Source organism: Oleiharenicola lentus (genome assembly GCF_004118375.1).
GTDB lineage: Bacteria > Verrucomicrobiota > Verrucomicrobiia > Opitutales > Opitutaceae > Lacunisphaera > Lacunisphaera lenta.
The window spans coordinates 692,912-716,823 of the sequence record NZ_SDHX01000001.1 but is presented as its reverse complement, the minus strand read 5'-3'; the positions used below and the strand labels follow the sequence as shown (position 1 = coordinate 716,823).

The window sequence follows — 23,912 nt, the reverse complement described above, 5'->3', positions numbered from 1 at the left end:
AGCGACAACGCGGCCACGCTTTCGGCAGCCGGCTCAAGCGCAGCTAACCAGGCCCCGCCTAACGCGGCCGCGCCACGGTAAACAGGTCCCGCGTGCGCACGTAATTGTCGCCGCCCATGCGGCCGATGGTGTCGAGCTTCGCCGGATCAATCTGGCCGTCGGGGCCGAGCACGGTGTCGCTGATGTGCGCGCAGACGATGGTGCCAAACACGACGTTCGAACTCGAGGGGCCTTCGCCGAAATTGAGGATGCGATCCAGTTTGCACTCGAAGGCCACCGGGGCGGCCGCCACCCGCGGCGGGCGCACCCGCGACGACGGCGCGCCGGCGATGCCGAACTTCTCGAACTCGCTTTCGCCGTGCGGCAGCGGCGTGGCCGTGAGGTTCATCGACTCCGCGAGCGCGAAGGGCACGAGGTTCACGACAAACTCCGGCACCTGGCCGACGTTGATCACACTGTCCTTGCTCACGCCATGCCGGTTCACCGCACCGCTGAACATCAGCGTCGGCGGCTTCGAGCACACGGCCTGAAAATAGGAGAAGGGTGCGAGGTTGGTGTGGCCCGTGGCGGAGATCGTCGAGACCCACGCGATGGGGCGCGGGGTGATCGTGTTGATCATCCAACTGTAGGTGTCGCGGGGGGAAAGGGTCTCGAAGTCGAGGAACATGGGCGGAAGTTGCGCCGTCACGCGCCAAAACGCAAAACATCCCCTGTCATCATCGCAAACGGCAAAATGTGCGCAGGCGGTTTCAGAACAGCCTGCGCCCCTTCGCCTCCGGCGGCAGCTCGACACCCAGCAGCCCGGCCAGGGTCGGGGCGAGATCATCCACACCCACGCGCTCCCCATGCACGCCGGGCTTCACCCCGGCGCCATACCAGAGCTGCGGCACATGCGTGTCGTAGTCGTGCGGCGTGCCGTGCGTCGTGCCTTGGGCGCGGATCTGGAAAAAGGGTTTCTCGATGAAGAACACGTCCGGACTGCGGGCCGGATGGAAGCTGCGGCGCATCATCTCGCCCCAAGCGTCGAGCGGCTCACGGGAGAGCAACTGCCGCCGGGTGTAAACGGCGGCCAGTTGCGGATGGGTGCGCAACGCGGTGGCCACCACCTCGGCCACGCGCTCGAACGGGAGGTTTTTCGCGGCCAGGGCCTTGGGGTTGATGTGGTAGCCGCTGTTGTCGCGCAGCACCCAGAAAAGCGGCGCTTCCAAGGTGCCAAAGGCCTGCTCCAGCGCCGAAATCACATGCCGGTCAAGTTGGCCGCCGCTGATGCGGCCGGCGGCGTTCTCGCCCTTTTCCGCCTGCACGCGTTCCGGCAACGGCGGAACGCCATGATCGGCCGTGAGCACGACCACCCATTTCCCCAGACCCACGCGAGTGTCCAAGGCGGCGAACAACTCCGCGAGGGTGCGATCCAGCCGCAAGTAGGTGTCCATGACCTCGTGGCTGTCCGGACCATAGGCGTGGCCGGTGGCGTCCGGTTGGGAAAAACCGATCGTCAGCAGGTCAGGCACCTCATCCAAACCCAGTTGCCCGACCTCCTGCGCACGCAGCGCCATGGCGGCAACCATCTCGTTGTTCCAAGGGGTGCGGTCAAAGGCGCCGTAGAAGGCGTTGGTCGGGGCACTCCCGGTGCCCACTTTCTTGGGGAGGGTCGCGGGCAAGCCGGCCGTGGTTTCCTCACCGGGTGCGGCGTCGGGACCCTGCACGCGGTCGTAGAGTTCTTTATCGCGCAGGCGATCCCAGGTCTGGCCAAAGTGCTGCGCGGCACCCTGCCGGTCGTTGAAGTCCTTCACCCAGTCCGGCAATTCGGCCCGGTAGTAAGTGGAAGTGACGAAGATGCCTTCCTCGGTCCAATAAACGCCGTCGGCCTTGGGTCCGGCGGGCAAAATGGCGGAGCGATCCTTGTCCGCCACGCCGAAGACCCTGGCCGCGGCGCCGTAGCGTGCCTTCAACCGGTCGCCCACCGTCGTGCCGAGGAAGTTGCGCGGCGAACGCCCGGCCTTGGCGGCAAAAGTCGCGTTGGCATAGCGGCCGGCGCGCGGTGGCAATCCAACCAGCGGGGAATTCGAGTCCTCCACCGCGTTGCCCGTGACATAGGTCGTGCGATCAGCCCAATCGTTGGCGATGATGCCATGCACGTCGGGATGCATCCCGCTCAGGATGGTGGCGTGGCCGGCGGCGGTCTTGGTAATGGCGTAACGGTAGTGGCAATCCTGGTAATCGGCACCGCCCTCGAGCAGCCGCTTGAAGCCCCCTTCGCCGAAATACGGCCGGAACTTCACGAGGTAGTCGGCGCGCATCTGGTCCACCACGATCACCACCGCCAGCCGCGGCGGCGTTTCGGCCGCACGAGCGGCGCCCACCAACAGGACGACCACGAAAAACAAACGGGCGAGCAAAGACATCCCGTCACGCTAACCGGGCCGCCCCGCACCGCAAGGTCCGGTTCCCGGCCGACACGAAAATGTCACCCGCGGGCGGCCCATTTGCGAAACCGGGGAAGTTGGCGAAACTGCGCGCATGCTGACTCCTGTTTCCGATTCCATCACCCGGCGCGAAGATGATGCGGAACTGCTCGACGCCTATTCCACCGCGGTCAGTTCCGTCGTGGACCGCGCCGGGGCCGCCGTCATTCACCTCGAAGTCCGCTCCCGCCGCGGCCGCACCGCCGAAGAGTCGGGCGGCAGCGGCTCGGGCTTCTTCCTCTCCCCTGACGGCTACGCGCTGACCAACAGCCACGTCGTGCACGGCGGCACGGAGTTTGTCGCCCATCTCGCCGACGGACGGCGCCTGCGCGCCGACTTCGTGGGCGAGGATCCGCATACCGACCTCGCCGTTGTCCGCGTCAGCAGCGAGCCCCTGCCCTGCCTGCCGCTGGCCGACTCCGACCGTGTGCGCCCGGGTCAGATCGCCCTCGCGCTGGGCAGCCCGATGGGTTTCCAGCAAACGGTGACGGCGGGCATCGTCAGCGGGCTCGGACGATCCTTGCGCGCACAGTCGGGGCGCATGATCGACAATATCATCCAGACCGACGCGGCGCTAAATCCCGGCAACTCCGGCGGCCCGCTGCTCAACACCCGCGGCGAGGTCATCGGCGTGAACACCGCGATCATCCGTCCGGCACAGGGCATCTGTTTCGCCATCGCCAGCAACCTCGCCCGCTGGGTGGCCGGCTGGCTCATCAAGGACGGCCGAATCCGTCGCAGTTACCTCGGCATCGGCGGACAGACTGTGCCGTTGTTGCGTGCCGTCAGCCGCACTTACCATCTCGATCAAGCCACCGGCGTGATGGTGGCGCAACTCGCCGCCGGCAACCCGGCCGCAATGGCAGGATTGCGCGAGGGCGACATCATCGTCGCCCTCGCCACCCACCCCGTGCGCACGGTGACCGACCTGCACCAGGTCCTGACCGCCGATCTGATCGACCGGCCGGTCAATGTGACCGTCCTCCGTCACACCGAGCGCATCGTGTTTCCGATGCGCCCGGAGGAAATGCCAGCCAGCTGAGCGTCTGCTCACCCGGCAAAGGCCAAATCCAAAAAAACAAACGCCAAAGCGTCCGGCCACGTTTGGCATTTGGGCCTTTGGCGTTTGGGATTTGCCGAGTTTACTCGGCCTTGAACCCGTTGCCGGTCGCGGCCCAGTAGATGCCGCCGTAAACGTGGTGCATGAAGTTGGCGTCGCTGTAGGTCCCAGGCAGATGACCGAGCGCGGTGTAGAAGGCGCGGCCGCCGTCGTATTCGTGATACCAGCTGATCGGGTGCAGGTCGCCCATGCCCTTGCCTTCCTTCGGGCCCCATTTGGCGTAGGGCTTGTAGGTCTTCTCGTCCACCGCCAGGAGGAAGTTCAGCTTGCTGCCCTCGGGCGCGCCGAATTCATACCATTCCTCGGTAAAGAGGAAGCGCTTGGCGAAGCGGTCCATGCCGGGAAAATTCGGGTCGAGCACCTTGAGCACGCCCGTTTGCACCGCCGGGTGGATGTGGAACATGTAACCAACCATCTTCCGATACCACGGCCAGTCGTATTCCGTGTCGGAGGCGCTGTGGATGCCCACGAAGCCGCCGCCAGCCTTGATGTAGCGTTCGAAGGCGGCCTGCTGATCGTCGTTGAGCGCGTCGCCCGTCGTGCAGAGGAAGATCACCACCTTGTATTTCGCGAGTTCCTTGTCGTTGAAGACGCGGTTGGCGTCAGCGGTCCAGAACACGTCGAAGTCATGCAGCTTGCCGAGGGCCTGGATGGCATCGACGCCGGCGTTGATGGAGTCGTGGTGCCAGCCGGCGGTCTTGGTGAAGAGTAGGGCTTTGAACTGCTCGGCTTGGGCAGCGAGACCCGCGGCCAGACTGACGGCAGCGAGAACGAGGATACGGAGGAGCTTCATGCGGAGGGATGGGGTTGAGCGGGAAACCATTGCCAGCCTCGCACGAAAGGCAACGGTGGGCCGCATTCTAACAAGTGCCTCGAAGGAGCCGGGGCACCGTCGCCCCGGACTTCAGCTCCGCAACGGAATCAGCGCGCGGATCCGCGGGTCGCGCAGCCACAGCGCCCCCCAGAGCAGCACGCCGAAGGCCACCGGCATCGACCAGCCGGCGACACCCATGCCCATCTTCACGGTCAGGCAAACCGCGCCGCCGAGATACGCGGCCAGCAGGATCGCTCCCAGCACGGCGGTGCGCGGGATGAGGTAGATGAGCGTGCAGGCAATCTCCACAGCACCGATCGCAACTGCACTGCCGGCGGGCCAGTCGGCGAAACCCTGCCGGACCTGCTCGGTCTGCATGACCTTCATCACGCCACTCATGAGCAGCATGAAGACCGGGGGGATGCTGAGGACGATGCTGACGTAGAACGGAACCTTGGAGGGTGCGGGCGTGGAGGACATGGTTTCAGGGGTTGAGGGAGAGGTATGCGGTAAGTTGGTCGAGCGTGCCGGTCCAGCCCATGGCCATGCTGCCGCGGCCGGCCTCGAAGGTCGCACGCTCGGCGGCGGTCGAGTCGAAAGGCACCCAGTGGATCGTCACGGTTGTTTTGCCCGCCTGCTCGGTGAAGACAATCGTCGTCAGCATCTGTAGCGGCCACGGATCCTTCGTAAGCGGATGGGGCGCGATGCCCCCGGCCTCATCCGAGAATGAATTGAGCCAGACCAGCTTGGCCGGCGCAGCGATCTCGCGATAAACGGCCCGGCCCCAGAGCACCTTCCCTTCCGGCATCACCATGCTGTAGTGCGTCATGCCGCCCGGTTGCAGGTCGAACCGCGCGAGCTTGATCTTGAAACCCTTCGGTCCGAACCACTGGCTGAAATGCTCCGGTTCCGTCCACACCCGCCAGACCAGATCGCGCGGCGCGGCGAATTCGCGCGAGATGACGAACGGCTTCGTCTGCAAGCCGGCGGTGTATTCCGCGGCGCGCTCGAGGGTTTGCTTGCCGCCCTCCACGGCACCAAAATCACGCACGACGCGGTCGCGGGCTTCCTTGCTCGGAAACACCATGCGGCCGGTCAGGCGCGTCCGGTCGGACGCGACCGCCTCGAAGGTCCAGGTGGCCCGGAAGGTCGTGCCGCGGCGCTCGTCACCCTCCAGGTCGCTGCCGCCGCCGAGCAAGTAGGTGATGCGCTCCTGCGGAACGATCTCAAGGAATTTGCTCTTGTTCGGGTAGTTCGTGCCATCGGGCCCTTGCATGGTGTGCTCCCAGTAGCCGCCGACACGGAACTCATGTCGCTTGGTGGTCGTGGTGAAGCCACGCGGCCCCCACCACTGGGCGACATGCACGGGGTTAGTCCAGGCCTCCCAAACCAGTTCACGCGGGGCGTGAAGGATGCGGGAAAAGAGAATTTCGGTGTCGGAGGGCAGGTGCGGGTCGGACATGGCGTGGAGCGGATTGTAATTCAACGAACAGCCGGCGGCTGGCCGGACAGGTGGGTTTCGAGGCGGTCGAGATTTTGCTCGTTGGCCGGCACAACGAAGGGCCGGACCCGGGCCGCCTCGGCCGGGTCGTCGAAGAGCATGCGCCAGGTGATCCCGGTGGCGCCGGCGCAGTCGGCCAGCGTCACCGTCAGCGTGAAATCGTGACCAGGCTGAAGATGGCGCACCACGAACTGTTCCGGCGCGACAATTTCTGAGAACCGATGGTCCATGGGATAAGCCGCTCCGTCGGGCCCATGCATCGTAAACCGCCAAACCCCGCCCGGCCGGAAATCAAACTCGTGGAAGGTGTTCGTGAAACCCGCCGGCCCCCACCAGCCCGCCAACACGACCGGGTCACAGAAGGCCGCCCACACGCGGGTGCGGGCGGCGGCGAACATGCGGGAGGTAACGATGGCGTGGGCGTCGGCGGACATCGTTCAACGATTGGCCGCGGCGGATCTTTTACCGCCGGGCGATGCTTTCTGTTTTGCCTGCAATTCCTGCAGGTAGTCGTCGAGACGGTCCAAACTCTCCTCCCAGTGCCGCTTATACTGGCCGATCCAGTCCACGGCCTCCTTGAGCGGTGCCGCCTGGATGCGGCACGGTCGCCACTGCGCATCACGACCGCGGGCAATCAGACCGCTGTTCTCCAGTACGCGCAGGTGTTTGGAGATGGCCGGCAGACTCATGTCGTGCGGCTCGGCCAGCTCGGTCACGGAACGCACCCCGCGCGAGAGCTGCGCGAGGATCTCGCGCCGGGTGGGATCGGCGAGCGCGGCAAAGACCTTGCTGAGACGGTCGGGAGACATGATGCGTCCTTCTTTATTTAACCACTTGGTTAAATAGTAACGAAAAGTCAAGCCCGCCGGCAAAGCGGGCTTGGTCGGGCGCTTATTTCGCGAAGCTCGGATCGAGCTCGAGGCGGAAGTAGTCGCGGGCGTTGGCGAAGCAGATGTTCTTCACCATGCCACCGACAAGGGCGCGGTCGTGGGGGATCTCGCCGCGCTCCATGTCGTGGCCGAGCAGGTTGCAGAGCGTGCGGCGGAAATACTCGTGCCGCGGGTAGCTGAGGAAGCTGCGCGAATCCGTGAGCATGCCGACGAAGCGGCTGAGCAGGCCGAGGTTGGAGAGCGCGTTGATCTGCCACTCCATCGCCTCCTTCTGGTCGAGGAACCACCAGCCGGAGCCGAACTGCATCTTGCCGGGGACGGAGCCGTCCTGGAAGTTGCCGATCATCGTGGCGAAGGCGTAGTTGTCGGCCGGGTTGAGGTTGTAGAGCACGGTGCGCGGCAGCTCGCCGGTGGTGTCGAGCGCGTTGAGGTAGGTGCTGAGCGCCCGGGCCTGCGGAAAGTCGCCGATGGAATCGAAACCGGTGTCGGCGCCAAGCTTGGTGAGCAGGCGGGTGTTGTTGTTGCGCAGCGCTCCGAGGTGGAGCTGCTTGGTCCAGCCACGCTTGGCGTCCCAGCGGCCGAGCTGGATCATCAGGAACGAGGCGAACTTGGCGTAGTCCGCGGCATTCGCGGCGCGACCGGCGCGGGCGGCGTCGAAGATGGCCTTGGCCTCGGCGGCGGTGCAGGGGTCGGCGTAGCAGCTTTCCATGCCGTGGTCGGAGAGACGGCCGCCGACGGCGTGGAAGGCCGCGTGGCGCTTTTCGAGGGCGTCAAGGAAATCGTCGAAGGACTTCACCGGCGAGCCGGTGACGCCGGAGAGCTTTTCGAGCCACGCGCCGTAGGCGGCCGGGTTGTCCACGAGGAAGGCCTTGTCGGGGCGGAAGGTCGGATAGACCCGCGTCTTGATCCCCGAGCGGTTGATCTGTTCGTGGAATTCGAGCGGGTCGGCCGGATCGTCGGTCGTGCAGATGGCGGCAACCTTGTTGGCCGCGAGGATGTCATGCACGCGCATCCCGGCCAGCTTCGCGTTGGCCTCCTGCCAGATCTTGTCCGCCGAGGCCGGATTGATGATGTCGGGGATGCCGAAGTAGCGGGTCAGCTCGAGGTGCGACCAATGGTAGAGCGGATTGCGCAGCGTGTGCGGCACGGTCGCGCACCAGGCGTCGAACTTCTCGCGCGGCGACGCGTTGCCGGTGCAGAAGCGCTCGTCCACGCCGTTGGAGCGCATGGCGCGCCACTTGTAGTGGTCGCCGCCAAGCCAGATTTCGGCGAGGTCGGCGAAGGACTTGTTCTCGAGGATCTGCTTGTGCGGCAGGTGGCAGTGGTAGTCGTAGATCGGCTCGTTCTTCGCGAAGTTGTGATAGAGGTCGCGGGCCGCGTCGGTCTGCAGCAGGAAGTCGTCGTGAATGAAGGGCTTCATGGGAGGATGGAGCTTCTAGGCCATATAGGGCGTATAGGGCCTATGAGTTATCGGCTGATATCGCCCAACATGGCCTCGAGCGAGGAATAGGAATTCAGCAGCTTGCTCGTGGCGGCGCAGCGCTCCTTGGAGGCCAGGCCGGTGTTTTCGGCGAGGAAGATCAGGTAGGCGGCGATGCGCTTCGAAAAGAGCAGGCGCGTCTCGGCGCTGACGGCGTAGAAACGGGCGCGCTGCTGGTAGCCGGCGGGTGTGTGATCCCCGAGGGCGGCCTTTTCCGGCCGGCCGCCGGCGGCGAGCACGTAGAGGAAGTTGTATTCGAAGAAGATCATGTGCTCGGCCGAGGGCGGCAACGCCTCGAGGGCGGCGCGGCAGGTGGCGGGCGAAGCGAAGACGTCCACCGGCTTGCCAAGGGCGGCGAGCGAGGTGGTGACGAAGATGCGCGCCATCTTCTGTTCCGTGGCGTCGGTGCTGAAGGCGCCGGCGACGGACATGTCCACGGTGAACTTATACCAGTCGCGCCAGAGGGCGGCGTCGGCGAGGTTCTTCGACTGCGAGATGGCCACGCCCATTTCGTAGGTGTAGCGACCGCTGGTCTTGATCTCGAGCGCGCTGCCCGTGACCTCGCCCATGACCTGGTAGTTCTCGGCGGACTTGCCGGAGCCGGAGTGAAAGCCGATGGAGACGCCAAACTGTTTGCAAACGGCCCACTGCGCCTCGATGAGCTGCTTGAGCGCGGCGTTGTCGGGATACGGCGTGTTCTTCTGGAAGCCGAAGGCCGGGGCCACGAAGTTGACCGGCATGCCGAGCACCTCGCAGAGGGCGAGCATGATGGCGGTCGTTTCGGGCGTAGTGAGGCCGGGAAGTTCGTCGATCGAGAGTTCGCGGAGATAGGTGCGACCCACGTCGGTGGTGAAGGCGGCCCGGCGGGCGGCGGCGTATTTGTCGTCACGGCGCTTCATCTTCTGCATCGGCGTCCAGACGGTCGCGAGCAGGGCGTTGAAGGCGGCGTCATCAAGCTTCAGGCCGGCGGCGGCCACGCGCGCGCGGGTCTTGCTCACGACATCGGCCGGGATGTCGGCGACCTTGGCCGGCTGGTTGAGCGCGAGCTCGGGCGAGAGGTCGAAGGTGATGTAGCTGGCGAGCAGGCAGCCCTTCACGAGGGCGTCCTCGCGAACGTCGAACTTGCCGCCGATGGGCTGGTGGTCGGCGTTGAAGGACCAGGCGATCTTGCGGTGGTGGAAGCCGGTTTTCAGCTTCGAGAGAACGCAGCCGTGGCTCATGCCCTCGACGCTCTGGCCCTGATGGCCCTCGGGCACGTTGGTGCCGATGAAGGGGAACGGCACGGTGTCGAGGCGGTTGCCGAGCATGGCGTCCACATCGTAAACCAGCTCGCGGGGAATGGAGTTTTGGTTGGCGGTGAGACCGATCTCGAGGGCGCTCATCGCCCACTCGACGGCGGGCCAGTGCAGCGTGGTGAAACGTGCGCCGACACCGAGCGTGGACTTGCCGAGCTTCGCGCCGGCCGTCGGGAAGATCGTCGAGGACGCGTCGTGCTCCTGGATGAGATTCTTCAGCGTCAGGAGATTCGCAAAGGTGGCCGGAAAATAAGTGGCTCCCGCGTGGGCCACACCGTCGGCCAGTGCCGTGCCCGCAGCATGGAGTTTCCAGGCACAGTCGCCGTGGGCGTTCTCGACGAGCGTGAATGCGCCGGCCTTGGTGCCGAAGCGGCTCTTGGCGTATTCGGTGACCTTGCCGGCCTTGATGTCGGCCTGCAGCGCGGGCCAATCGAGGCAGAAGTCGGGCGAGACGCAGGGATTCTGCGCGATGCGCAGGTTGTTCTTGAGGAGGAATTCGTTGATGGCGGACATGACGAACAAAGTTTAAGTTTTAAGTTTAAGTTGAAGCGAGAATGGCACGGGCGACAGGTTCGGGTTCTTCAACTTAAACTTGCCGCTTAAACTGGCGCCGCTTCGCGGCGCTCAGATCGTCATCGCGTGGTAGCCGCCGTCCACGATCAGCTCCTCGCCGGTGATGAAGGAGCCGGCGGCGTCGGAGGCGAGGAGGAGCGTCGAGCCGATGAGCTCGCGGGCCTCGCCGAATCGCTTGGCGGGCGTGTGGCCGAGGATGGAGGCGACGCGCTCGGGAGAAAGAATCTTGCGGTTCTGCTCGGCCGGGAAGAAACCGGGCACGAGAACGTTGACGCGCACGCGGTGCGGGGCCCACTCGCGGGCGAGGTTGAGCGAGAGGTTGTGGACGGCGCCCTTGGAGGCCGAATAGGTAAACACCCGCGAGAGGGGCACCACGGCGGACATCGAGCCGAGGTTGATGATCGAGCCGCCCTGGCCGCGCTCGACGAGGTATTTGCCGAAGACCTGGCAGCCGAGGAAAACGCCCTTCACATTGACACGGAGGATGCGGTCAAACTCCTCCTCGGAGATGTCGAAAAACGGCGTGGCGGAGTTGATGCCCGCGCCGTTGACCACGATGTCGATGCGGCCGCTGCGCTGGAGCACGGCGTCGCGCAGACCCTCGAGCTCCGCCTTGTTGGTGGCCTCGGCGCTGTGGAACCAGGCCTTGCCGCCCGCGGCGGCGATCTTGGCGAGACGGGCCTCGGCCTTCTCGAGGCTGCGGCCGACGATGACGACCTCGGCGCCCGCGCCCGCGAGGCCCTCGGCCATCGCGCCGCAGAGTTCGCCGGTGCCGCCGATGACGACGGCCACTTTGCCATCCAGGCCAAAATAGGATTTCAGGTATTCTTCGGATTTCATGGGTGAAAATGCAGTTCAGTAATCAAACTCCCGGGGTCCGGGAGCGGCAAGCCCCGAGGCCGGGACTGGGCGGTCATAAGCGAAATTCGTCGGGCTGCCCGGCGGTCTGATGCCTGCCGCACGCGTCGCATTCATGGCTGGTTGGCAGGCACTTCCGGTCGCAGCTGGCGATCCAACCACGCCATGTAGCGGGCGGTGTAACCGGGCGCGGCCTTTTCCCACTCGGACAACCGGTGCGGCGCGCCGGGGAGAACCTGCAGTTCGCACTCCACGCCGTTGGCCTGGAGCTTGGCTTGGAAATCGTAGGACTGCTGGATGGGCACGGTCTTGTCGGCGTCGCCATGGACCAACAGGAAAGCCGGCAGCCCCGGCCGCACGTGGTTGATCGGGGAGATGGCGCGGAGCAGACCGAGCGACTCCGGCGTCACTTCCTTCTGGCGGTTGAGCAGATTCTGGAGCGCGGTGCTGACGCCGCCGCGGATGGGCAGCTCCTGCTCGTGGTTGGTGACCGGCGCGAAGCCGACGACGGCCTGCACGCGCGCGGAGTCATCCACCACGGTGGCCGCGAGGCAGACGAGATGGCCGCCGGCGGAGTGGCCGAAGAGCGCGATGCGGTTCGGGTCGCCTTTGTAGGCGGCCGCGTTGGCCTTCACCCAGCGGATGGCGGTGAGCACGTCTTCGAGGCAGGCCGGCCAACGGTGCTTGGGCGCGAGCCGGTAGTTGATGGAGAACCAGGTGTATTTCGCGTCCGTGAGGGCGTTGAACCAGATGCCGATGCCCGCGCCACCGTCCACGAGGGCCTTGTCGCCGCTGCCCCAGCCGCCGCCGTGAACGAGAATCGCGATCGGAAAGGGGCCCTCCCCTGTCGGCACACTGACATCGAGCAGCAGTTTTTCCCCACCGGCCTGGCCGTATTCGATGTCGCGGTGGAAAGTCGGTTCGGTGGCGCGGACGGCGACCAGGAAGCTGAGACAAAGGAGCGTGAGCAGGGCTTTCATGGAAGGAGGCCCAGTGAGCTGACTGTAAGGTCGCTGCTTGCCCGTTCGACGAACTCAGGGCCCCGCGCCTGTCGAGGGGCGGCGACCTCGCGCGCGAGGTCGGGCCAAAGCCCGACCCTACAAAAGACTGAAGGGGAGAGGGTCATTTTCCGCTCCAAGTGAAGGTTTCGCCCTTGGCCAGCTTCAGCTGTTTCGTGGCGGAGCCGTAGCGCAGCGCCACGGGATTCCCGAGCAGCGAGCGGATCTTGGCGGTGACGAGTTTTCCGCCGCGCCATTCGAGATCCACCTCGAAGCCACCGCGCGCGCGCAGGCCGGCGATTTTGCCTTCCGGCCAGGCGGCGGGCAGCGCGGGCAGCAAATCGAGCCCGCCACGGTGCGACTGGAGCAGCATCTCGACGATGCCGGACACCGCGCCGAAGTTTCCATCAATCTGGAACGGCGGGTGCGCATCAAAGAGGTTGGCGTAGGTGCCGCCGTGCGAGGAGTTCTGCGGAGCGGCGGCGTCCACGAACAGCAGCTGGCGCAGGATCATCTTGTGCGCATGGTCGCCTTCGAGGAAGCGGGCCCAGAAGTTGATCTTCCACGCCAGCGACCAGCCGGTGCCGTCGTCGCCGCGGAAACGCAGCGACTGCTTCGCCGCCTCGAAGAACTTGGGGTCGCCCGGATGGATTTCGTCGCCCGGAAAAACCGCCCAGAGATGCGAGACGTGGCGGTGCTGGTTCTTCGGATCGTCCTTATCCTCCAGCCACTCCTGCAACTGGCCGTGCTGGCCGACCTGATTGGGCGCGATCTCGGCGTGCATCTTCCGCAGTTGTGCGGCGAATTCGGCGTCGGTGCCGAGCACGTCCGCGGCGCGCGCGGTCGCGGCAAAGAGCGCGCGGATGATCTGGTGGTCCATCGCCGGGCCCATGACGAGGCCGCCCTGCTCGGGCGAGTTGGAGGGACCGCTGATCAGCCAGCCGGTCTTCGGGTCGCGCTCGAGGAAGTCCACGAAGAACTGCGCCGCCTCCCGCATCACCGGGTAGGCGCGGTGTTCGAGAAAACCGCGGTCCTCGGTGAAGAGGTAGCGTTCCCACAGGTGGAGCGTCAGCCAGGCCCCGCCGGTCGGCCAGATGCCGTGGTTGGAATTGTTGATCGGCGCCGTGCCGCGCCAGAGGTCGGTGTTGTGATGCAGCACCCAGCCGCGCGCGCCGTAGTGGGCCTGCGCCGTCTTGCGGCCGCTCACCACGAGGTCGTCGATCATGGCGAAGAGCGGCTCGGCGCACTCGGCGAGATTGGCGACCTCGGACGGCCAGTAGTTCATCTCCGTGTTGATGTTCACGGTGTATTTGCTGTCCCACGAGGGCTTGAGACTGTCGTTCCACACGCCCTGGAGGTTGGCCGGCTGGTCGCCGGGGCGGCTGCTGGCGATGAGCAGGTAGCGGCCGAACTGGAAATAAAGCGGGATGAGCGCGGGATCGGCGGCCTTGTCAGCAACGCGGAGCCGCGCGTCGGTCGGCCGGTTAACCGGGGTGTAACCGAGATCGAAGGACACGCGCCGGAACAGCGCCTGATGATCGGCCACGTGGGCGGCGCGGAGCCCGGTGTAGGATTTCTGCGCCGCCGCGGCGAGCACGGGCTGGTTGCGTGCCACCGGATCGGCGCTGACATCCTGAAAGTTGACGTAATTGGTGGCCGCCGTGAGCACGAGCGTGGCGCTGTCGGCTCCCGCGACGGTCCAGGCCCCGTTTTCCATGCGCACGCTGCCGCCCTCGGTCGATCCCTGCATGCGGGCGTCGAACCTGATCGCTCCGTCCTTCACCTGTCCGGTGATGCTGAGCGGCTGCACCACGGCGCCCTCGTGCGGCGTGGCCAGCTTGGCGGTGAAGTTGAGCGCCCCCGGCTTGTCGGCCGAGACCCGCACCACGATCACCTGATCCGGGTGGCTGGCGAAAACCTCGCGCGTGAAGGTCACCTCCCCCACCCGGTAGCGCACGGTCGCAACCGCCGCGTCGAGATCGAGCGTGCGGAGGTAGTCGGTCGCGGCCTCGTGACCGGGGAAATCGAGGCGCAGGTCGCCGCAGGGCTGGTAGGCCTTTTGGCGGAGCGGAATGCTCATGAACTCCTTCATGCCGAGCTCGTGCGCCTCCTTCTGCTTGCCCTCGGCGAGCAGGCGGCGGAGTTCCGGGAGGAACTTCGCCGCGCCCTCGTGCTGGTATTCGTTCGGCTGGCCGGTCCAAAGGGAGTCCTCGTTGAACTGGATATGCTCCTGCGCCGCGCCGCCGTAAACCATGGCACCGAGGCGGCCGTTGCCGACCGGCAACGCCTCGACCCAGACCTTGGCCGGCTGGCGATACCAAAGGGAGAGCGGGCTGACCGGCTCCGGCAGCAGCACCGGGGCGAGCGCAGGCACGGCGCGACGCAGGTCGTTCACCACGAGGCGCGCGAACGCCACGCTGCCGGCGGCCTGCAGATGGGTGGTGTCATTCTTGCCCTTGGGGTCGGGAAAATTGAACTCGGCGGTGCGGGCCGGCCCGATCCGCTCACAGAAGGCGAGGCTGCTCGCGTGCAGGTCGATCAACGGCACCTGCTTCTCGGCAGCGAGCCGCTTGACCGCCGCAGCGTAGGGCACATGGGCGGATTCCAGCTTGGTCGGATCGGCCTTGGAAAACGTCCGTCTTACAAGCGACGTGATCAGCACTGGCCGGCCGCCCTGCGCACGGACTTCGTCCACGTAGCGGGCCAGGTTCGCATAGTAGGTCGTGTCGGGGTCGGTTTCGCGCTCGGGACCCTTGCCCGGCTGGTCGTTGTGCCCGAACTGGATCAGGTAATAGTCGGCCTTGAGCGCGAGCACCTGGTCCCAGTGGCCTTCGTCGCGGTAGCTCTTTGAGCTGCGTCCGCCCCGCGCCACGTTCGTGATGCGCGCACCTTCGCCGACAAACTGCCGGAAGCCGTGGCCCCAGCCGGAATCATCGGTGACGGTCGAGTCGCCAACGAGGACGATGTGCACCGGCGAAGCGTCGGCCCGCGCAGCCAGCGGGAGCAGGAGCGAAAGAGCAAGAGCGAGGCGGAAGGTCAGTTGAATCACGATTTTTTGGGCACGAAGTGGTAGGTGCGAAACTGGAGCTTGATGTCGAAGAGCTTTCCCTGGTTCCGATAGAGGCGGAGCATCTCGGCTCCGGCCATGAGCACCGGACCGTAGGCGTGGCCGTGGTGGGCGGAGGTCGGGCGGTTGTAGTAATAGACGTGGTCGCTCGCGAGCGTGGTGCCCACGCAGGAGCCCTCGATCTGGCCCTGCGCATTGACCTGCTGGGCGAGCCCAAGCCAGCCGGCCTGGGCAACCGAACCGTAGGTGACCGGGCTGATCCAGCCGCGGTTTATGCCGTGGGCGATGGCATAGACGAACATCGCGGTGCAGGACGACTCGAGGTAGGAATCGGGCTTGTCCAGCAGCTGGTGCCAGAGCCCGGCGCCCGATTGCAGCTCGGCCAGCGCCTGCACGTGTCGGCGGTAGGTGGCGAGGATCTCGGGACGGAGCGGATGGTCCTGCGGCAGCACATCGAGCAGTTCGCACTGGGCGAGGATCACCCAGCCGTTGGCCCGGCCCCAGCGGAACTCGGCGGTGAGCGGCTGGTTGAGATGGCGGCCGTGCATGTAGAGACCGACGGTCGGATTAAAAAGGTGGCGGGCGATCTGGACCGCCTGCTTGGCGGCCTCGTCGAACCAGGCGCGGTCGCCGGTGAGCCGGCCCATCTGCGCGAGCGCCGGGATGCACATGTAGGCGTCGTCGGCCCAGAGCGACTCGGGCTGCGGTCGGTGGCGGGCGACGGTGCCGTCGGCGATGCGGATCTCCTTGAACCGGATGTAGTCGGCCCAGTGCTTGATCTCGGGCCGCAGATCCGGGCCGATGCCGGCAAAACGGGCCTTGATCAGGGCGGCGCACATCGAGCCGCTGTCGTCGAGCGAGTTGGTATCGAAGAGCCGGCGGTAGCTGCTGTTCTTCGCGCCGATCTGCTCGGCCTGCGCGCGGAAATACGGGATGGTGCGTCCGAGGAACTCAACGTGCCGCGCCACGAAGTCGCGGTAGCGGGCGTCACCCGTGGCGTCGGCCGCCGCGAGCATGCCGGCGTGGGTGACACCGGTCGCATAGGTCATCACGTGGAAGCCGTTGCGCTCGCCCTGCGAGGCCACGGCGTCGGCATTGAAGGTCGTAAGGTCGGTGATCTCCGCGCCGGTCTTCGCGTTGACCACCTTGGTCGCCATCGCCCGGTCGAGGTTGGCGTGGATGCGCTCAAGGACGGCGGTGATCTCCTCCGGCTTCGGCAGATGGTAGGGAACCGGATAGGTGCCCTCGGCCTCGTCGTGCAGGTCGGGATTGTCGCGGTTGCGAAACGGTCCTTCGGCGTTCAAGGGCGCAACAAGGACAGCGGCGGAGCACAGCACCGCGAGACGGGGCATCATCGGGAGGCGGATCATGGGGATCGGGGTAAAGCGGCGCCGCTCAGGGGCGGACGGCGGGATTCCAGCCGTCCTCGCCGCCTAGCACGGCGGCGGGCGTGAGCGCAGCAGCCTGTTCGGCGGTGAGCGGCTTGGCCCATTTCACCCGGGCGGCGTCGTTGGCCCCGGGGCCGGTGCTGCCAAACTCGGCGTAGAAGGTCGTGGCCTCCGCGGGCGGCTTGTTCCAGTTGTTCCAGCCCTCGGGCCGGACGGCGGCGGACATGTCGGTGCGGAGAAACACGGTCTTCGCGAAATCGCGCCATGGTCGTCCTAGATAAGCCAGCACGCCCTCGGCGCCGGTGATTTTGCAGTCGGCGAAAACGTAGCCATGCGCCGTGTCCTTGGGCGTCGAGGCGGCGGTGATGTAACCGTTGCGGAGAACGTGGATGTGGCAGCGGTTGAAGAAGGCGGTGGCCGCACCGAAGATGAAATCCACATGGCCCTCGATGTAGCAGTCTTCGAAGTAGTGGCGGCCGCGGTTCACGAGGATGGTGTCCTGCCAGCCGAGGAAGCGGACCTTGCGGAACTCGAGGCGGTCGCCGTCGGCGCGCAGTGCGAGCGCCTGCCCGACCGGACCGGCGGTGTTGGCGAGCGTGATGTTTTCCCAGAGCATGCCGTCGCCATCAATCTGCACGGTCGGCGTGCGGAAGGTGCCGATCGGCTTGCCGTCCTCACCAAGGAGGTTGGCGTTGAGATGATAGGCCACGACGGTCTTCCGGGCGTCCTCCCCGATCACGTGGATGTTGCCGCGCTCCCGCTGCACGTAGATGCGCTCGGTGTAGGTGCCGGCCTTGACGAAGATGACCCAGCGCGGCGTGGCGGGATCGGTTTTCATCGGAGCCTTGCTGATCGCCTCCTGCAGGGAGGTGTAGTCGCCGGAGCCGTCGGCCGCGACGACGGTGTCGGGCTTGGGGGCGGCGAAGGCAAACACGGCCGCGAGCAAGCTCGCGACCACCAGCATGCACTTGCGGCGGACTATGACCGCCGAAGGGGATGACCGGCGGTCATAGACCGCCGCTACAGCATCAGACTTCATGGCAGGTGGTGTTTTTTGCGCCAGCGGGGATAGTCGCGCTCGAGCAGTTTTTGCGGGTCGTCGCTGTGCCAGGAATATCCGCCGCGGCGCTCGGCCTCGATTTCGGAGAGATTGTAGCGCACGATGGCGTCGCGGCCGGTGTAGATCGGGCGGTTGGTGCCGAGCTCGTAGAAACGGGCCCACAGCGGCGGCGCGGCCGGATCGGGCACGAGCACGCGGTCGTGCTTGTGCGGCAAATCGGGCGCGGGCGGATGATCTTCGCGCACGCCGGTCAGTTTGACCTGCTCGAACCAGGCCACGGCGCCCTCGACCGCGGCAATGATTTCCGGGGTAGGCTCGGGCACCGTCATGAGGAATTTCACGAGCCCGAGGCTTTCGCCGCCGGAAAGTGACGCCGGTTCGAACTTGCGGGCGGGAGCCGGCGCCAGGGTGTGCTCGTCGTGCTGGGCGCACCAGGCGGTGAGCTTGCCGTCCTGCTTCACCTGCGAGCGCAGGATGCACGCGATGCCTTTCTGCACCGCCGCGGCGGCGCGGGTGCGGCGCGACTCATCCACAAAGCCGAAGGGGGCCCGGCCCTGCGCGCTGTCACGCAGCAAGGCGAGCACGTTGACCATGGCGTTGTCGTTGTAGGTGATGTGGGTGTAGTAACCCTTGCGCAGCGGAAAGAACTGCGGCCAGCCACCGTTCTCGTATTGGGCGGCCAGCAGGTAGTCGAAACCCCGCTCAAAGGCCGTCCGCCATTCCGGCGCGGCGGATGCTCCCGCCGCCGTGATCACCTCGGCGAGCAGCGTGAGTTGGGTGGTCGTCGCCTTGTTGTCGATGGTCGGGGCGTGCGCCCCGGCGTCGGCCAGGAAGGCCGCGGAGGGCGGCACGGTCATGTCCACGTTCTTCGGCCAGCCACCCTCGGGGCGCTGGTAGAGCAACACGGAGGCCGCGACGGCGCGGGCCTCCGCGCCGGCATACCACTCGGGCGGCTGTTCCAGCACCCGGCCCCAGCGGACCGCTCCGGAGAGTGCGCCGGTGCCGACGACCAGCGCGAGGAGACTCAGGAGCGGAACCCGGGGCGACACGGATCAGGCGTTCTTCAGTTCGACCGGGGCCAGCTTGGGCGTGAGCACCTGCATGATGAGCAGGGCGAGCAGGTAAGCCGAGGCGGCGATGATGAAGAGCGGCACATAGCCGCCGGTGTTGATGATGAAGCCAACCTTGGCGGCGAGCAGGGCGCCGCCGAGACCGCCGGCCAGACCGCCGAGGCCGACCACGCTGCCCACCGCGCGGCGGGGGAACTGGTCGGAGACGGTGGTGAAGAGGTTGGCGCTCCAGCCCTGGTGGGCCGCGGTGGCCAGCGCGATGAGCGCGATGGCGATGACGATGCTGCTCGTCATGGAGGCGAACACGATCGGCACCACGCAGAGGGCGCAGATGAGCATGGTGACCTTGCGCGCCTTGTTGACGGTCCAGCCCAGGCCGATGAAGCGCGTGGCCAGCCAGCCGAAGAAGATGCTGCCGAAGTCGGAGATGAGGTAGATGACGAGGAAGGGGATGCCGACCTGCTTGAGGTCGAGCTTGGTCTCGAAGGCCGGGTTGCTGTTGAAGAACGTGGGCAGCCAGGTGAGGTAGAACCACCAGACGGCGTCGGTCATGAACTTGCAGATGGCGAAGGCCCAGGTCGGCTTGTATTTGATCAGTTCGCGCCACTTGACCGGCTTGTCAGCCTCGGGCGGTCCGTCCTGCTGGATGTGGGCCAACTCGGCGGCACCGACCTTGGGGTGCTCGTGCGGCTTGCGATAGACGGCCAGCCACCAGAAGAGGACGAACACACCGACGCCGCCGGTGATGATGAAACTCGCGCGCCAGCCCAGGTGCGAGATGATCAGCGGCACGAAGATGGCGGTGAGAATGATGCCGACATTGGCGCCCGCGTTGAAGATGCCCGTGGCGAAGCTGCGTTCCTTCTTGGGGAACCACTCGGAGACCGTCTTGATGGCCGCAGGAAAATTGCAGGCCTCACCCACGCCGAGGAGGCCGCGCGCCAGCTTCATGCCCAGGACGGAGCTGACCAGACCGTGGCCAACAGCGGCCACGCTCCACACGGTGATGCCGGTGCCATAGCCCTTGCGCACGCCGATGCGGTCAATCATCCAGCCGGCGAGCAGGAAGCCGAACGCGTAGGCATATTTGAACCAGGCGTCCATCTCGCTGACGATCACGCGGAATCGCGCCAAGTCATCCTCCGTCAGCGGCTGGTCGAGCGGGATGCCCAGCATCTGGTGCCGGAAGGTCGTGTCCAGGATCGTGAACGAGAAGACGTTCCGGTCGATGTAGTTGATCGTGGTGGCGAGGAACAGCACGGCGCAGATGCGCCAGCGGTAGCGGCCGATCACGGAACCGGTGGAGGAGGCAGGGGCGGCGTTCGTCATGGGAGTTGGGGAGGCGGGGACGGGGGAAGTTTATCAGCAGGGCGGGCTTGAGCGCAGGAGGCAAGCCCGGGGCGGTCACTTGGCCGGGGTCGGCGGCGGCACGGAGTTGAGTCCGCGCACGCCCTTGGCCGGGAGAATGGTGACGTTGTCGAAGCGGATGGAACCGATATTGGTCACGACTTCGGTGTCGGTCACGCCGGTGAAGGTGGAGTTGCTGATGCGGATGTTGTCCACGATGGCCCCCTCGAAGCCGCGGATAAACAGGACGCGCGGGCTCGCCGTGCTCGTGATGTTGTCCATCTGGACGTTGCGGACGACGGGCTTGAAGGCGCCGTTGGCACCCTCCTCGTAGAGCAGGTCAATGGTGAGGACGGCCTCCCCCACCCGGCCGATCTTCACGTTGCGCATGAAGACGTTTTCCAGGATGCCGCCGCGGATGGCGTTGTTCTTGAAACGGAGCGCGCGATCCAGCTCGGGGCTGTCCATCTCGCAGTTTTCGACGAAGACGTTGCGGATGTGGCCGGAGCATTCCGAGCCGAGCACCACGCCGCCGTGGCCATCCTTCATGACCGAGTTGCGGACGACGATGTTCTCGGAAGGCACGTTGACGCGACGGCCGTCGGCGTTGCGGCCGGACTTGATCGCGATGCAGTCGTCGCCGGTGTCGAAGAGGCAGTTCTCGATCAGCACGTCGCGCGAGGACTCGGGATTGCAGCCGTCGTTGTTGGTGCCGTGGGAGACGACCTTCACGCCGCGCACGGTGACGTTGTGGCAGAGGACGGGGTTGATCACCCACATGGGCGAGCGGTTGATGGTGACGCCCTCGATGAGGACGTTTTTGGAGCGGTAAGGCTGGATGAAGTTCGGGCGGAGGTAGCTGCCCTCGCCGAAGACGCGCTGTTCGACCGGCACGCCGGCCTCGGCCTGCTCGATGAGCTTGTTGCGGGCGGCGATCTGCCGCGTGGGCTGGGCCTTGGCCTTGTTGTTCCAAGACCACCAGGTGTTGTCCCAGTCGGCCTGGCCGTCGAGCACGCCCTCGCCGGTGACGGCGATGTTCTCCTGCTCAAAGGCATAGATGAGCGGCGAGTAGTTCATGCACTCGACGCCTTCCCAGCGGGTGAAAACGACCGGGTGGCGGGCGGGATTGAAGAGGAAGCGGAGCGTGGCGCCCTTGGCGACGTGGAGGTTGACGTTGCTTTTGAGGGTGATCGGCATCGTAAACCACTCGCCGGCCGGCACGACCACGCGGCCGCCGCCGGCGGCGTGGGCGGCGTTGATCGCCTGGGCGATGGCCTCGCTGCTATCGGCGGCCCCGGCCTTGGTGCCGAAGTCGGTGATCGGGAAATCGCGGGCGGGAAAAGTCGGGGCCTTGATGCGGGCGAGCACGCGATCGTAGTCGATCCAGCCGCGCGCCTGGAAGGAGGCGGTGTCAGCCTTGGCGGAAAGGAGTTGCTCGAGCTCAATGCCGGCGAGGATGAAGGGTCCGGTGCCCTTCAGGTCGTTGTCGATGATGGGTTCGCTGATGTAATAGGCGAACGAGCCGTCGCGGGCCATGCCCTTGGAATTGGTGTAGCCGAGGCCGGCGACCGCGCAGCACTGCTTCAGGCTGATGCGGCCGGTGTCACCCTCGGGGCCGATCAGGTCGCGGATAAGGCCCTCGTAGCCCTTGAGCAGGGCGGGCAGGTAGGTCTCGCGCGGCAGGTAGCCGCGGTTGATGCCCTTGGCCAAAATATAAACGAACATCGAGGAGGCGGTGCCCTCAAGGTAGTTGCCCTCGCGCGCGCCCTGGTCGGTGACCTGCCACCAGAGGCCGGTCTTCGGGTCCTGCCAGCGCACAATGCCGTCGGCCACGCGGCGGAGGATTTCGTTGATGTGCTCCACCTCGGGATGCGTCGGGGAGAAAAAATCGAGCGAGTCCACCAGCGACATGCCATACCAGCCGACGGCGCGGCTCCAGAAATTGGGCGACTGGCCGGTTTGCTTGTTGGCCCAGGACTGTTCGCGCTTCTCGTCCCACGCGTGATAGTGCAGGCCCGTCTTGGGATCGTAGCCGTGCTTGTCCATCAGGCTGATCTGCCGGGCCACCTCGTCGAACATCGCGGGCTCCTCGAAAATCTTGCCGTAGTGCGCGAGGAAGGGCGAGGCCATGAACAGGCCGTCGAGCCACATCTGGTGCGGGTAACGGAGCTTGTGCCAGAAGCCGCCCTCGCTGGTGCGCGGGTGCTTGCGCATCTGCTCGCGGAGGGTCTCGATGGCGGTCTTGAAACGCGCATCGCGCACGCCCTGTTCCCAGCGCGCGAGCAGGACCTTCCCCGGCGGGATCATGTCGATGTTGAACTCCTCCATCTTGTAGGTGCGGATGGAGCCGTCGTCGGCCACGAAGGTCTCGACGGTCTTCGCGCCCCACTCGGTGTAGGCCTTGTGGCCGGTGGCATCGCCGAGCTTCACCAGCGAGAGGCCGAGCAGCGACGTGGTGTAGTCCCAGCGCGCGCGCGGGTTGGAGCCGCCGTGAAAAAGCCGGTCGCCGTAGCGGGCCATCTCCGAGTCCGCGAGACGGCGCGACCACTCAAGCGGGGTGGCGCCGTTGAATTTGGCGGCAATCGCCGCGACAGGCGTCGGCAACGGGGCGGGCGCCGCGGCGACGGCTGATGCCGGCTGGGCCGCGGGTGTCTTGGCTTCCTGCGTGGCGCAGGCGGTCAGGGCAAAGAAACTGGCAAGGAGCGCAGAGGCGCGGGCGAGCAACTTCATGGGCAGGAGACGGGTTCAGGGGGCGAGGGTAACCTTGACCGGCGCCCGGAGGCGCGCGGCGAAAGCGGCAATATAGTCAGACCAGGCCTGTTTGCTGGTGAATTCTCCCGCGCGCGACCAACCGGCGCCGGCGAAATAGACGAGCGGCTTGCCGGGCACGGCCTTGGCGAGGAGCAGCAGGTTGCGATCGTCCTCAGCGTAACCGGCGAACAAACCGGGGGCGGCGATCACGGCGGTGCCGAGTTCGCCGTTGCTCTTCTGCGCGACCCACTGGCCGAGCGAGGCGTCAGCCTCCGTGCGGAGCACGTCGATCACCGGTTCCTGGCCGCGGTCGGCGGGATTTTTGTTCAGGCCGATGCCGACGGTGAGTTCCTTGGTGTTGCCGGTGGCGGCGAAGGTGCTCTCGATGCGGTCGAGGTTGTGGCCGGCGTCCACGATGAATCGCTTGGTCTCGGAAACGTAGATGCCGCCCGCAGCCCAGGTGTCGTAGGTGAGCTCGAAGATCGCGCGGATGGGGCCGTTGGCGAGGACGCGCGCGGACTTGAAGTTGCGGCCGACGTGCAGGGTCTTGCCGTCCCAGATGCCGGTGCCGCCGCAACCGCGCGAGGGGCCGACCTGATACATGTCCATGCCCTCACCCTGGTCGATGTGGTAGTGGTCGTGGCCCTTGTTATACCAGCGGTCCACGATGGGGTAGCTGACGCGCTTGGACCAGACGTCGAGGCCGCTGGTGACGAGCACCTCCTTGACGACGCCCTCGGGCGCCGGCGCGGCGAGCGCGGCGCCGTAGGTGCGGTGCGCGACCTTGTCGTTTTCCCAGGCAAAGTCATCGAGGCGCTCCGGCACGAGGCGGGCGAACGCCTTCACGGGAAATGGCGGCGAAACGGTCTCGCTCTTCTCGACGGTGAAGGTGGCGGACTTCTCGCCGGCGGCAAAATCGTATTGGAAGATCAGCTCGCCGTAGGCGATGCCCTCGTTCTTCGGGTCCTTGGCCTGCGGGGCGACGTTGGTCACCTGGTAGGGCAGCACGCGGCCGGAAGCATCCTTCACCACGATCTTCTGCAGGTAGGCGCCCGGCAGCACGCGGTTCACCTCGCGCCACGGCACGGTGATCGTCTCGGACGGACGCGCGATCGCGAGGTCGTGGCTGACGGTGATCGTGAGCTGGCTGGCGAAAACCGGGACGGCGACGAGCGCCGCCGCACAAAGACCGAGGAGCGGGCGGAGGAATTTCATGGGGACACTGGGTTTGTCAT

General features: G+C 66.1%; 19 protein-coding genes. 1 reads left to right on the top strand and 18 read right to left on the bottom strand.

Translation table 11 applies throughout. The annotated features are described in order from the left end of the window. Positions 1 to 58: 58 nt before the first annotated feature. Both ESB00_RS02940 and ESB00_RS02935 read right to left on the bottom strand, forming a co-directional pair. Positions 59 to 667, bottom strand: a complete 609-nt coding sequence (locus tag ESB00_RS02940; protein WP_129046232.1) for a flavin reductase family protein — start codon at positions 665 to 667, stop codon at positions 59 to 61. Between the two features lie 82 nt (positions 668 to 749). Further along, positions 750 to 2,405: an alkaline phosphatase family protein gene (locus ESB00_RS02935; RefSeq protein WP_129046231.1), complete on the bottom strand. Its 1,656-nt coding sequence runs from the start codon at positions 2,403 to 2,405 to the stop codon at positions 750 to 752. Between the two features lie 115 nt (positions 2,406 to 2,520). Between ESB00_RS02935 and ESB00_RS02930 the strand changes: the two genes are divergently transcribed. Beyond that, positions 2,521 to 3,507, top strand: coding sequence for a S1C family serine protease (locus ESB00_RS02930; RefSeq protein ID WP_129046230.1), 987 nt, complete (start codon positions 2,521 to 2,523; stop codon positions 3,505 to 3,507). A 100-nt stretch (positions 3,508 to 3,607) separates the two neighbouring features. Here the strand turns inward: ESB00_RS02930 and ESB00_RS02925 are convergent, their stop codons facing one another. From ESB00_RS02925 to ESB00_RS02850, 16 genes are all read right to left on the bottom strand, one after another. Next, the gene (locus ESB00_RS02925; RefSeq protein ID WP_129046229.1) at positions 3,608 to 4,378 is read right to left on the bottom strand and encodes a ThuA domain-containing protein; all 771 of its coding nucleotides are present in this window, start codon (positions 4,376 to 4,378) and stop codon (positions 3,608 to 3,610) included. A gap of 111 nt (positions 4,379 to 4,489) precedes the next feature. Further along, complete coding sequence (locus ESB00_RS02920) at positions 4,490 to 4,879, bottom strand: DoxX family protein (protein ID WP_129046228.1); 390 nt, start codon at positions 4,877 to 4,879, stop codon at positions 4,490 to 4,492. Between the two features lie 4 nt (positions 4,880 to 4,883). Next, positions 4,884 to 5,861: an SRPBCC family protein gene (locus tag ESB00_RS19820; protein WP_218938670.1), complete on the bottom strand. Its 978-nt coding sequence runs from the start codon at positions 5,859 to 5,861 to the stop codon at positions 4,884 to 4,886. Positions 5,862 to 5,881: 20 nt separating this feature from the next. Further along, on the bottom strand, positions 5,882 to 6,334 hold the full coding sequence (locus ESB00_RS02910; RefSeq protein WP_129046227.1) for an SRPBCC family protein: 453 nt from the start codon (positions 6,332 to 6,334) through the stop codon (positions 5,882 to 5,884). Between the two features lie 3 nt (positions 6,335 to 6,337). Beyond that, complete coding sequence (locus tag ESB00_RS02905; RefSeq protein WP_129046226.1) at positions 6,338 to 6,709, bottom strand: ArsR/SmtB family transcription factor; 372 nt, start codon at positions 6,707 to 6,709, stop codon at positions 6,338 to 6,340. A gap of 82 nt (positions 6,710 to 6,791) precedes the next feature. After that, a complete protein-coding gene (gene uxaC / locus ESB00_RS02900; RefSeq protein WP_129046225.1) occupies positions 6,792 to 8,210 on the bottom strand; it encodes a glucuronate isomerase in 1,419 nt (472 codons plus the stop codon). 47 nt (positions 8,211 to 8,257) lie between these two features. Continuing rightward, positions 8,258 to 10,078 carry a tagaturonate epimerase family protein gene (locus tag ESB00_RS02895; protein WP_129046224.1) on the bottom strand — a complete coding sequence of 607 codons (1,821 nt, stop codon included), beginning with the start codon at positions 10,076 to 10,078 and terminating at the stop codon, positions 8,258 to 8,260. A gap of 111 nt (positions 10,079 to 10,189) precedes the next feature. Then, positions 10,190 to 10,978, bottom strand: a complete 789-nt coding sequence (locus ESB00_RS02890) for an SDR family oxidoreductase (RefSeq protein WP_129046223.1) — start codon at positions 10,976 to 10,978, stop codon at positions 10,190 to 10,192. Between the two features lie 131 nt (positions 10,979 to 11,109). Next, positions 11,110 to 11,976 carry an alpha/beta hydrolase gene (locus ESB00_RS02885; protein ID WP_129046222.1) on the bottom strand — a complete coding sequence of 289 codons (867 nt, stop codon included), beginning with the start codon at positions 11,974 to 11,976 and terminating at the stop codon, positions 11,110 to 11,112. Positions 11,977 to 12,118: 142 nt separating this feature from the next. Further along, the gene (locus ESB00_RS02880; protein WP_164975994.1) at positions 12,119 to 15,043 is read right to left on the bottom strand and encodes a glycosyl hydrolase family 95 catalytic domain-containing protein; all 2,925 of its coding nucleotides are present in this window, start codon (positions 15,041 to 15,043) and stop codon (positions 12,119 to 12,121) included. Next, entirely contained in the window at positions 15,040 to 16,431 is a 1,392-nt protein-coding gene (locus ESB00_RS02875) for a glycoside hydrolase family 88/105 protein (protein WP_218938669.1), read from the bottom strand. Before ESB00_RS02875 ends, ESB00_RS02880 begins: the two co-directional genes overlap by 4 nt. 25 nt (positions 16,432 to 16,456) lie before the next feature. Then, the gene (locus ESB00_RS02870; protein ID WP_218938668.1) at positions 16,457 to 17,488 is read right to left on the bottom strand and encodes a pectinesterase family protein; all 1,032 of its coding nucleotides are present in this window, start codon (positions 17,486 to 17,488) and stop codon (positions 16,457 to 16,459) included. Next, positions 17,485 to 18,558, bottom strand: coding sequence for a pectate lyase (pelA, locus tag ESB00_RS02865; protein ID WP_129046220.1), 1,074 nt, complete (start codon positions 18,556 to 18,558; stop codon positions 17,485 to 17,487). Before pelA ends, ESB00_RS02870 begins: the two co-directional genes overlap by 4 nt. A gap of 3 nt (positions 18,559 to 18,561) precedes the next feature. After that, the gene (locus ESB00_RS02860) at positions 18,562 to 19,908 is read right to left on the bottom strand and encodes an MFS transporter (protein WP_129046219.1); all 1,347 of its coding nucleotides are present in this window, start codon (positions 19,906 to 19,908) and stop codon (positions 18,562 to 18,564) included. A gap of 75 nt (positions 19,909 to 19,983) precedes the next feature. Then, complete coding sequence (locus ESB00_RS19815; protein ID WP_129046218.1) at positions 19,984 to 22,656, bottom strand: glycoside hydrolase family 88 protein; 2,673 nt, start codon at positions 22,654 to 22,656, stop codon at positions 19,984 to 19,986. Positions 22,657 to 22,671: 15 nt separating this feature from the next. Continuing rightward, positions 22,672 to 23,892 (bottom strand): DUF4861 domain-containing protein, encoded by a 1,221-nt coding sequence (locus tag ESB00_RS02850; protein WP_129046217.1) that lies wholly within the window; start codon positions 23,890 to 23,892, stop codon positions 22,672 to 22,674. Positions 23,893 to 23,912: the final 20 nt, after the last annotated feature.

Bases quoted from the DNA above. Each gene is read 5' to 3' on its own strand.
- ESB00_RS02905 (WP_129046226.1), bottom strand. From the start codon at position 6,709: ATGTCTCCCGACCGTCTCAGCAAGGTCTTTGCCGCGCTCGCCGATCCC.
- ESB00_RS02910 (WP_129046227.1), bottom strand. From the start codon at position 6,334: ATGTCCGCCGACGCCCACGCCATCGTTACCTCCCGCATGTTCGCCGCC.
- ESB00_RS02940 (WP_129046232.1), bottom strand. From the start codon at position 667: ATGTTCCTCGACTTCGAGACCCTTTCCCCCCGCGACACCTACAGTTGG.
- ESB00_RS02920 (WP_129046228.1), bottom strand. From the start codon at position 4,879: ATGTCCTCCACGCCCGCACCCTCCAAGGTTCCGTTCTACGTCAGCATC.
- uxaC (WP_129046225.1), bottom strand. From the start codon at position 8,210: ATGAAGCCCTTCATTCACGACGACTTCCTGCTGCAGACCGACGCGGCC.
- ESB00_RS02935 (WP_129046231.1), bottom strand. From the start codon at position 2,405: ATGTCTTTGCTCGCCCGTTTGTTTTTCGTGGTCGTCCTGTTGGTGGGC.
- ESB00_RS02925 (WP_129046229.1), bottom strand. From the start codon at position 4,378: ATGAAGCTCCTCCGTATCCTCGTTCTCGCTGCCGTCAGTCTGGCCGCG.
- ESB00_RS19815 (WP_129046218.1), bottom strand. From the start codon at position 22,656: ATGAAGTTGCTCGCCCGCGCCTCTGCGCTCCTTGCCAGTTTCTTTGCC.
- ESB00_RS02875 (WP_218938669.1), bottom strand. From the start codon at position 16,431: ATGATCCGCCTCCCGATGATGCCCCGTCTCGCGGTGCTGTGCTCCGCC.
- ESB00_RS02860 (WP_129046219.1), bottom strand. From the start codon at position 19,908: ATGACGAACGCCGCCCCTGCCTCCTCCACCGGTTCCGTGATCGGCCGC.
- ESB00_RS19820 (WP_218938670.1), bottom strand. From the start codon at position 5,861: ATGTCCGACCCGCACCTGCCCTCCGACACCGAAATTCTCTTTTCCCGC.
- ESB00_RS02850 (WP_129046217.1), bottom strand. From the start codon at position 23,892: ATGAAATTCCTCCGCCCGCTCCTCGGTCTTTGTGCGGCGGCGCTCGTC.
- ESB00_RS02890 (WP_129046223.1), bottom strand. From the start codon at position 10,978: ATGAAATCCGAAGAATACCTGAAATCCTATTTTGGCCTGGATGGCAAA.
- ESB00_RS02870 (WP_218938668.1), bottom strand. From the start codon at position 17,488: ATGAAGTCTGATGCTGTAGCGGCGGTCTATGACCGCCGGTCATCCCCT.
- ESB00_RS02895 (WP_129046224.1), bottom strand. From the start codon at position 10,078: ATGTCCGCCATCAACGAATTCCTCCTCAAGAACAACCTGCGCATCGCG.
- ESB00_RS02930 (WP_129046230.1), top strand. From the start codon at position 2,521: ATGCTGACTCCTGTTTCCGATTCCATCACCCGGCGCGAAGATGATGCG.
- ESB00_RS02885 (WP_129046222.1), bottom strand. From the start codon at position 11,976: ATGAAAGCCCTGCTCACGCTCCTTTGTCTCAGCTTCCTGGTCGCCGTC.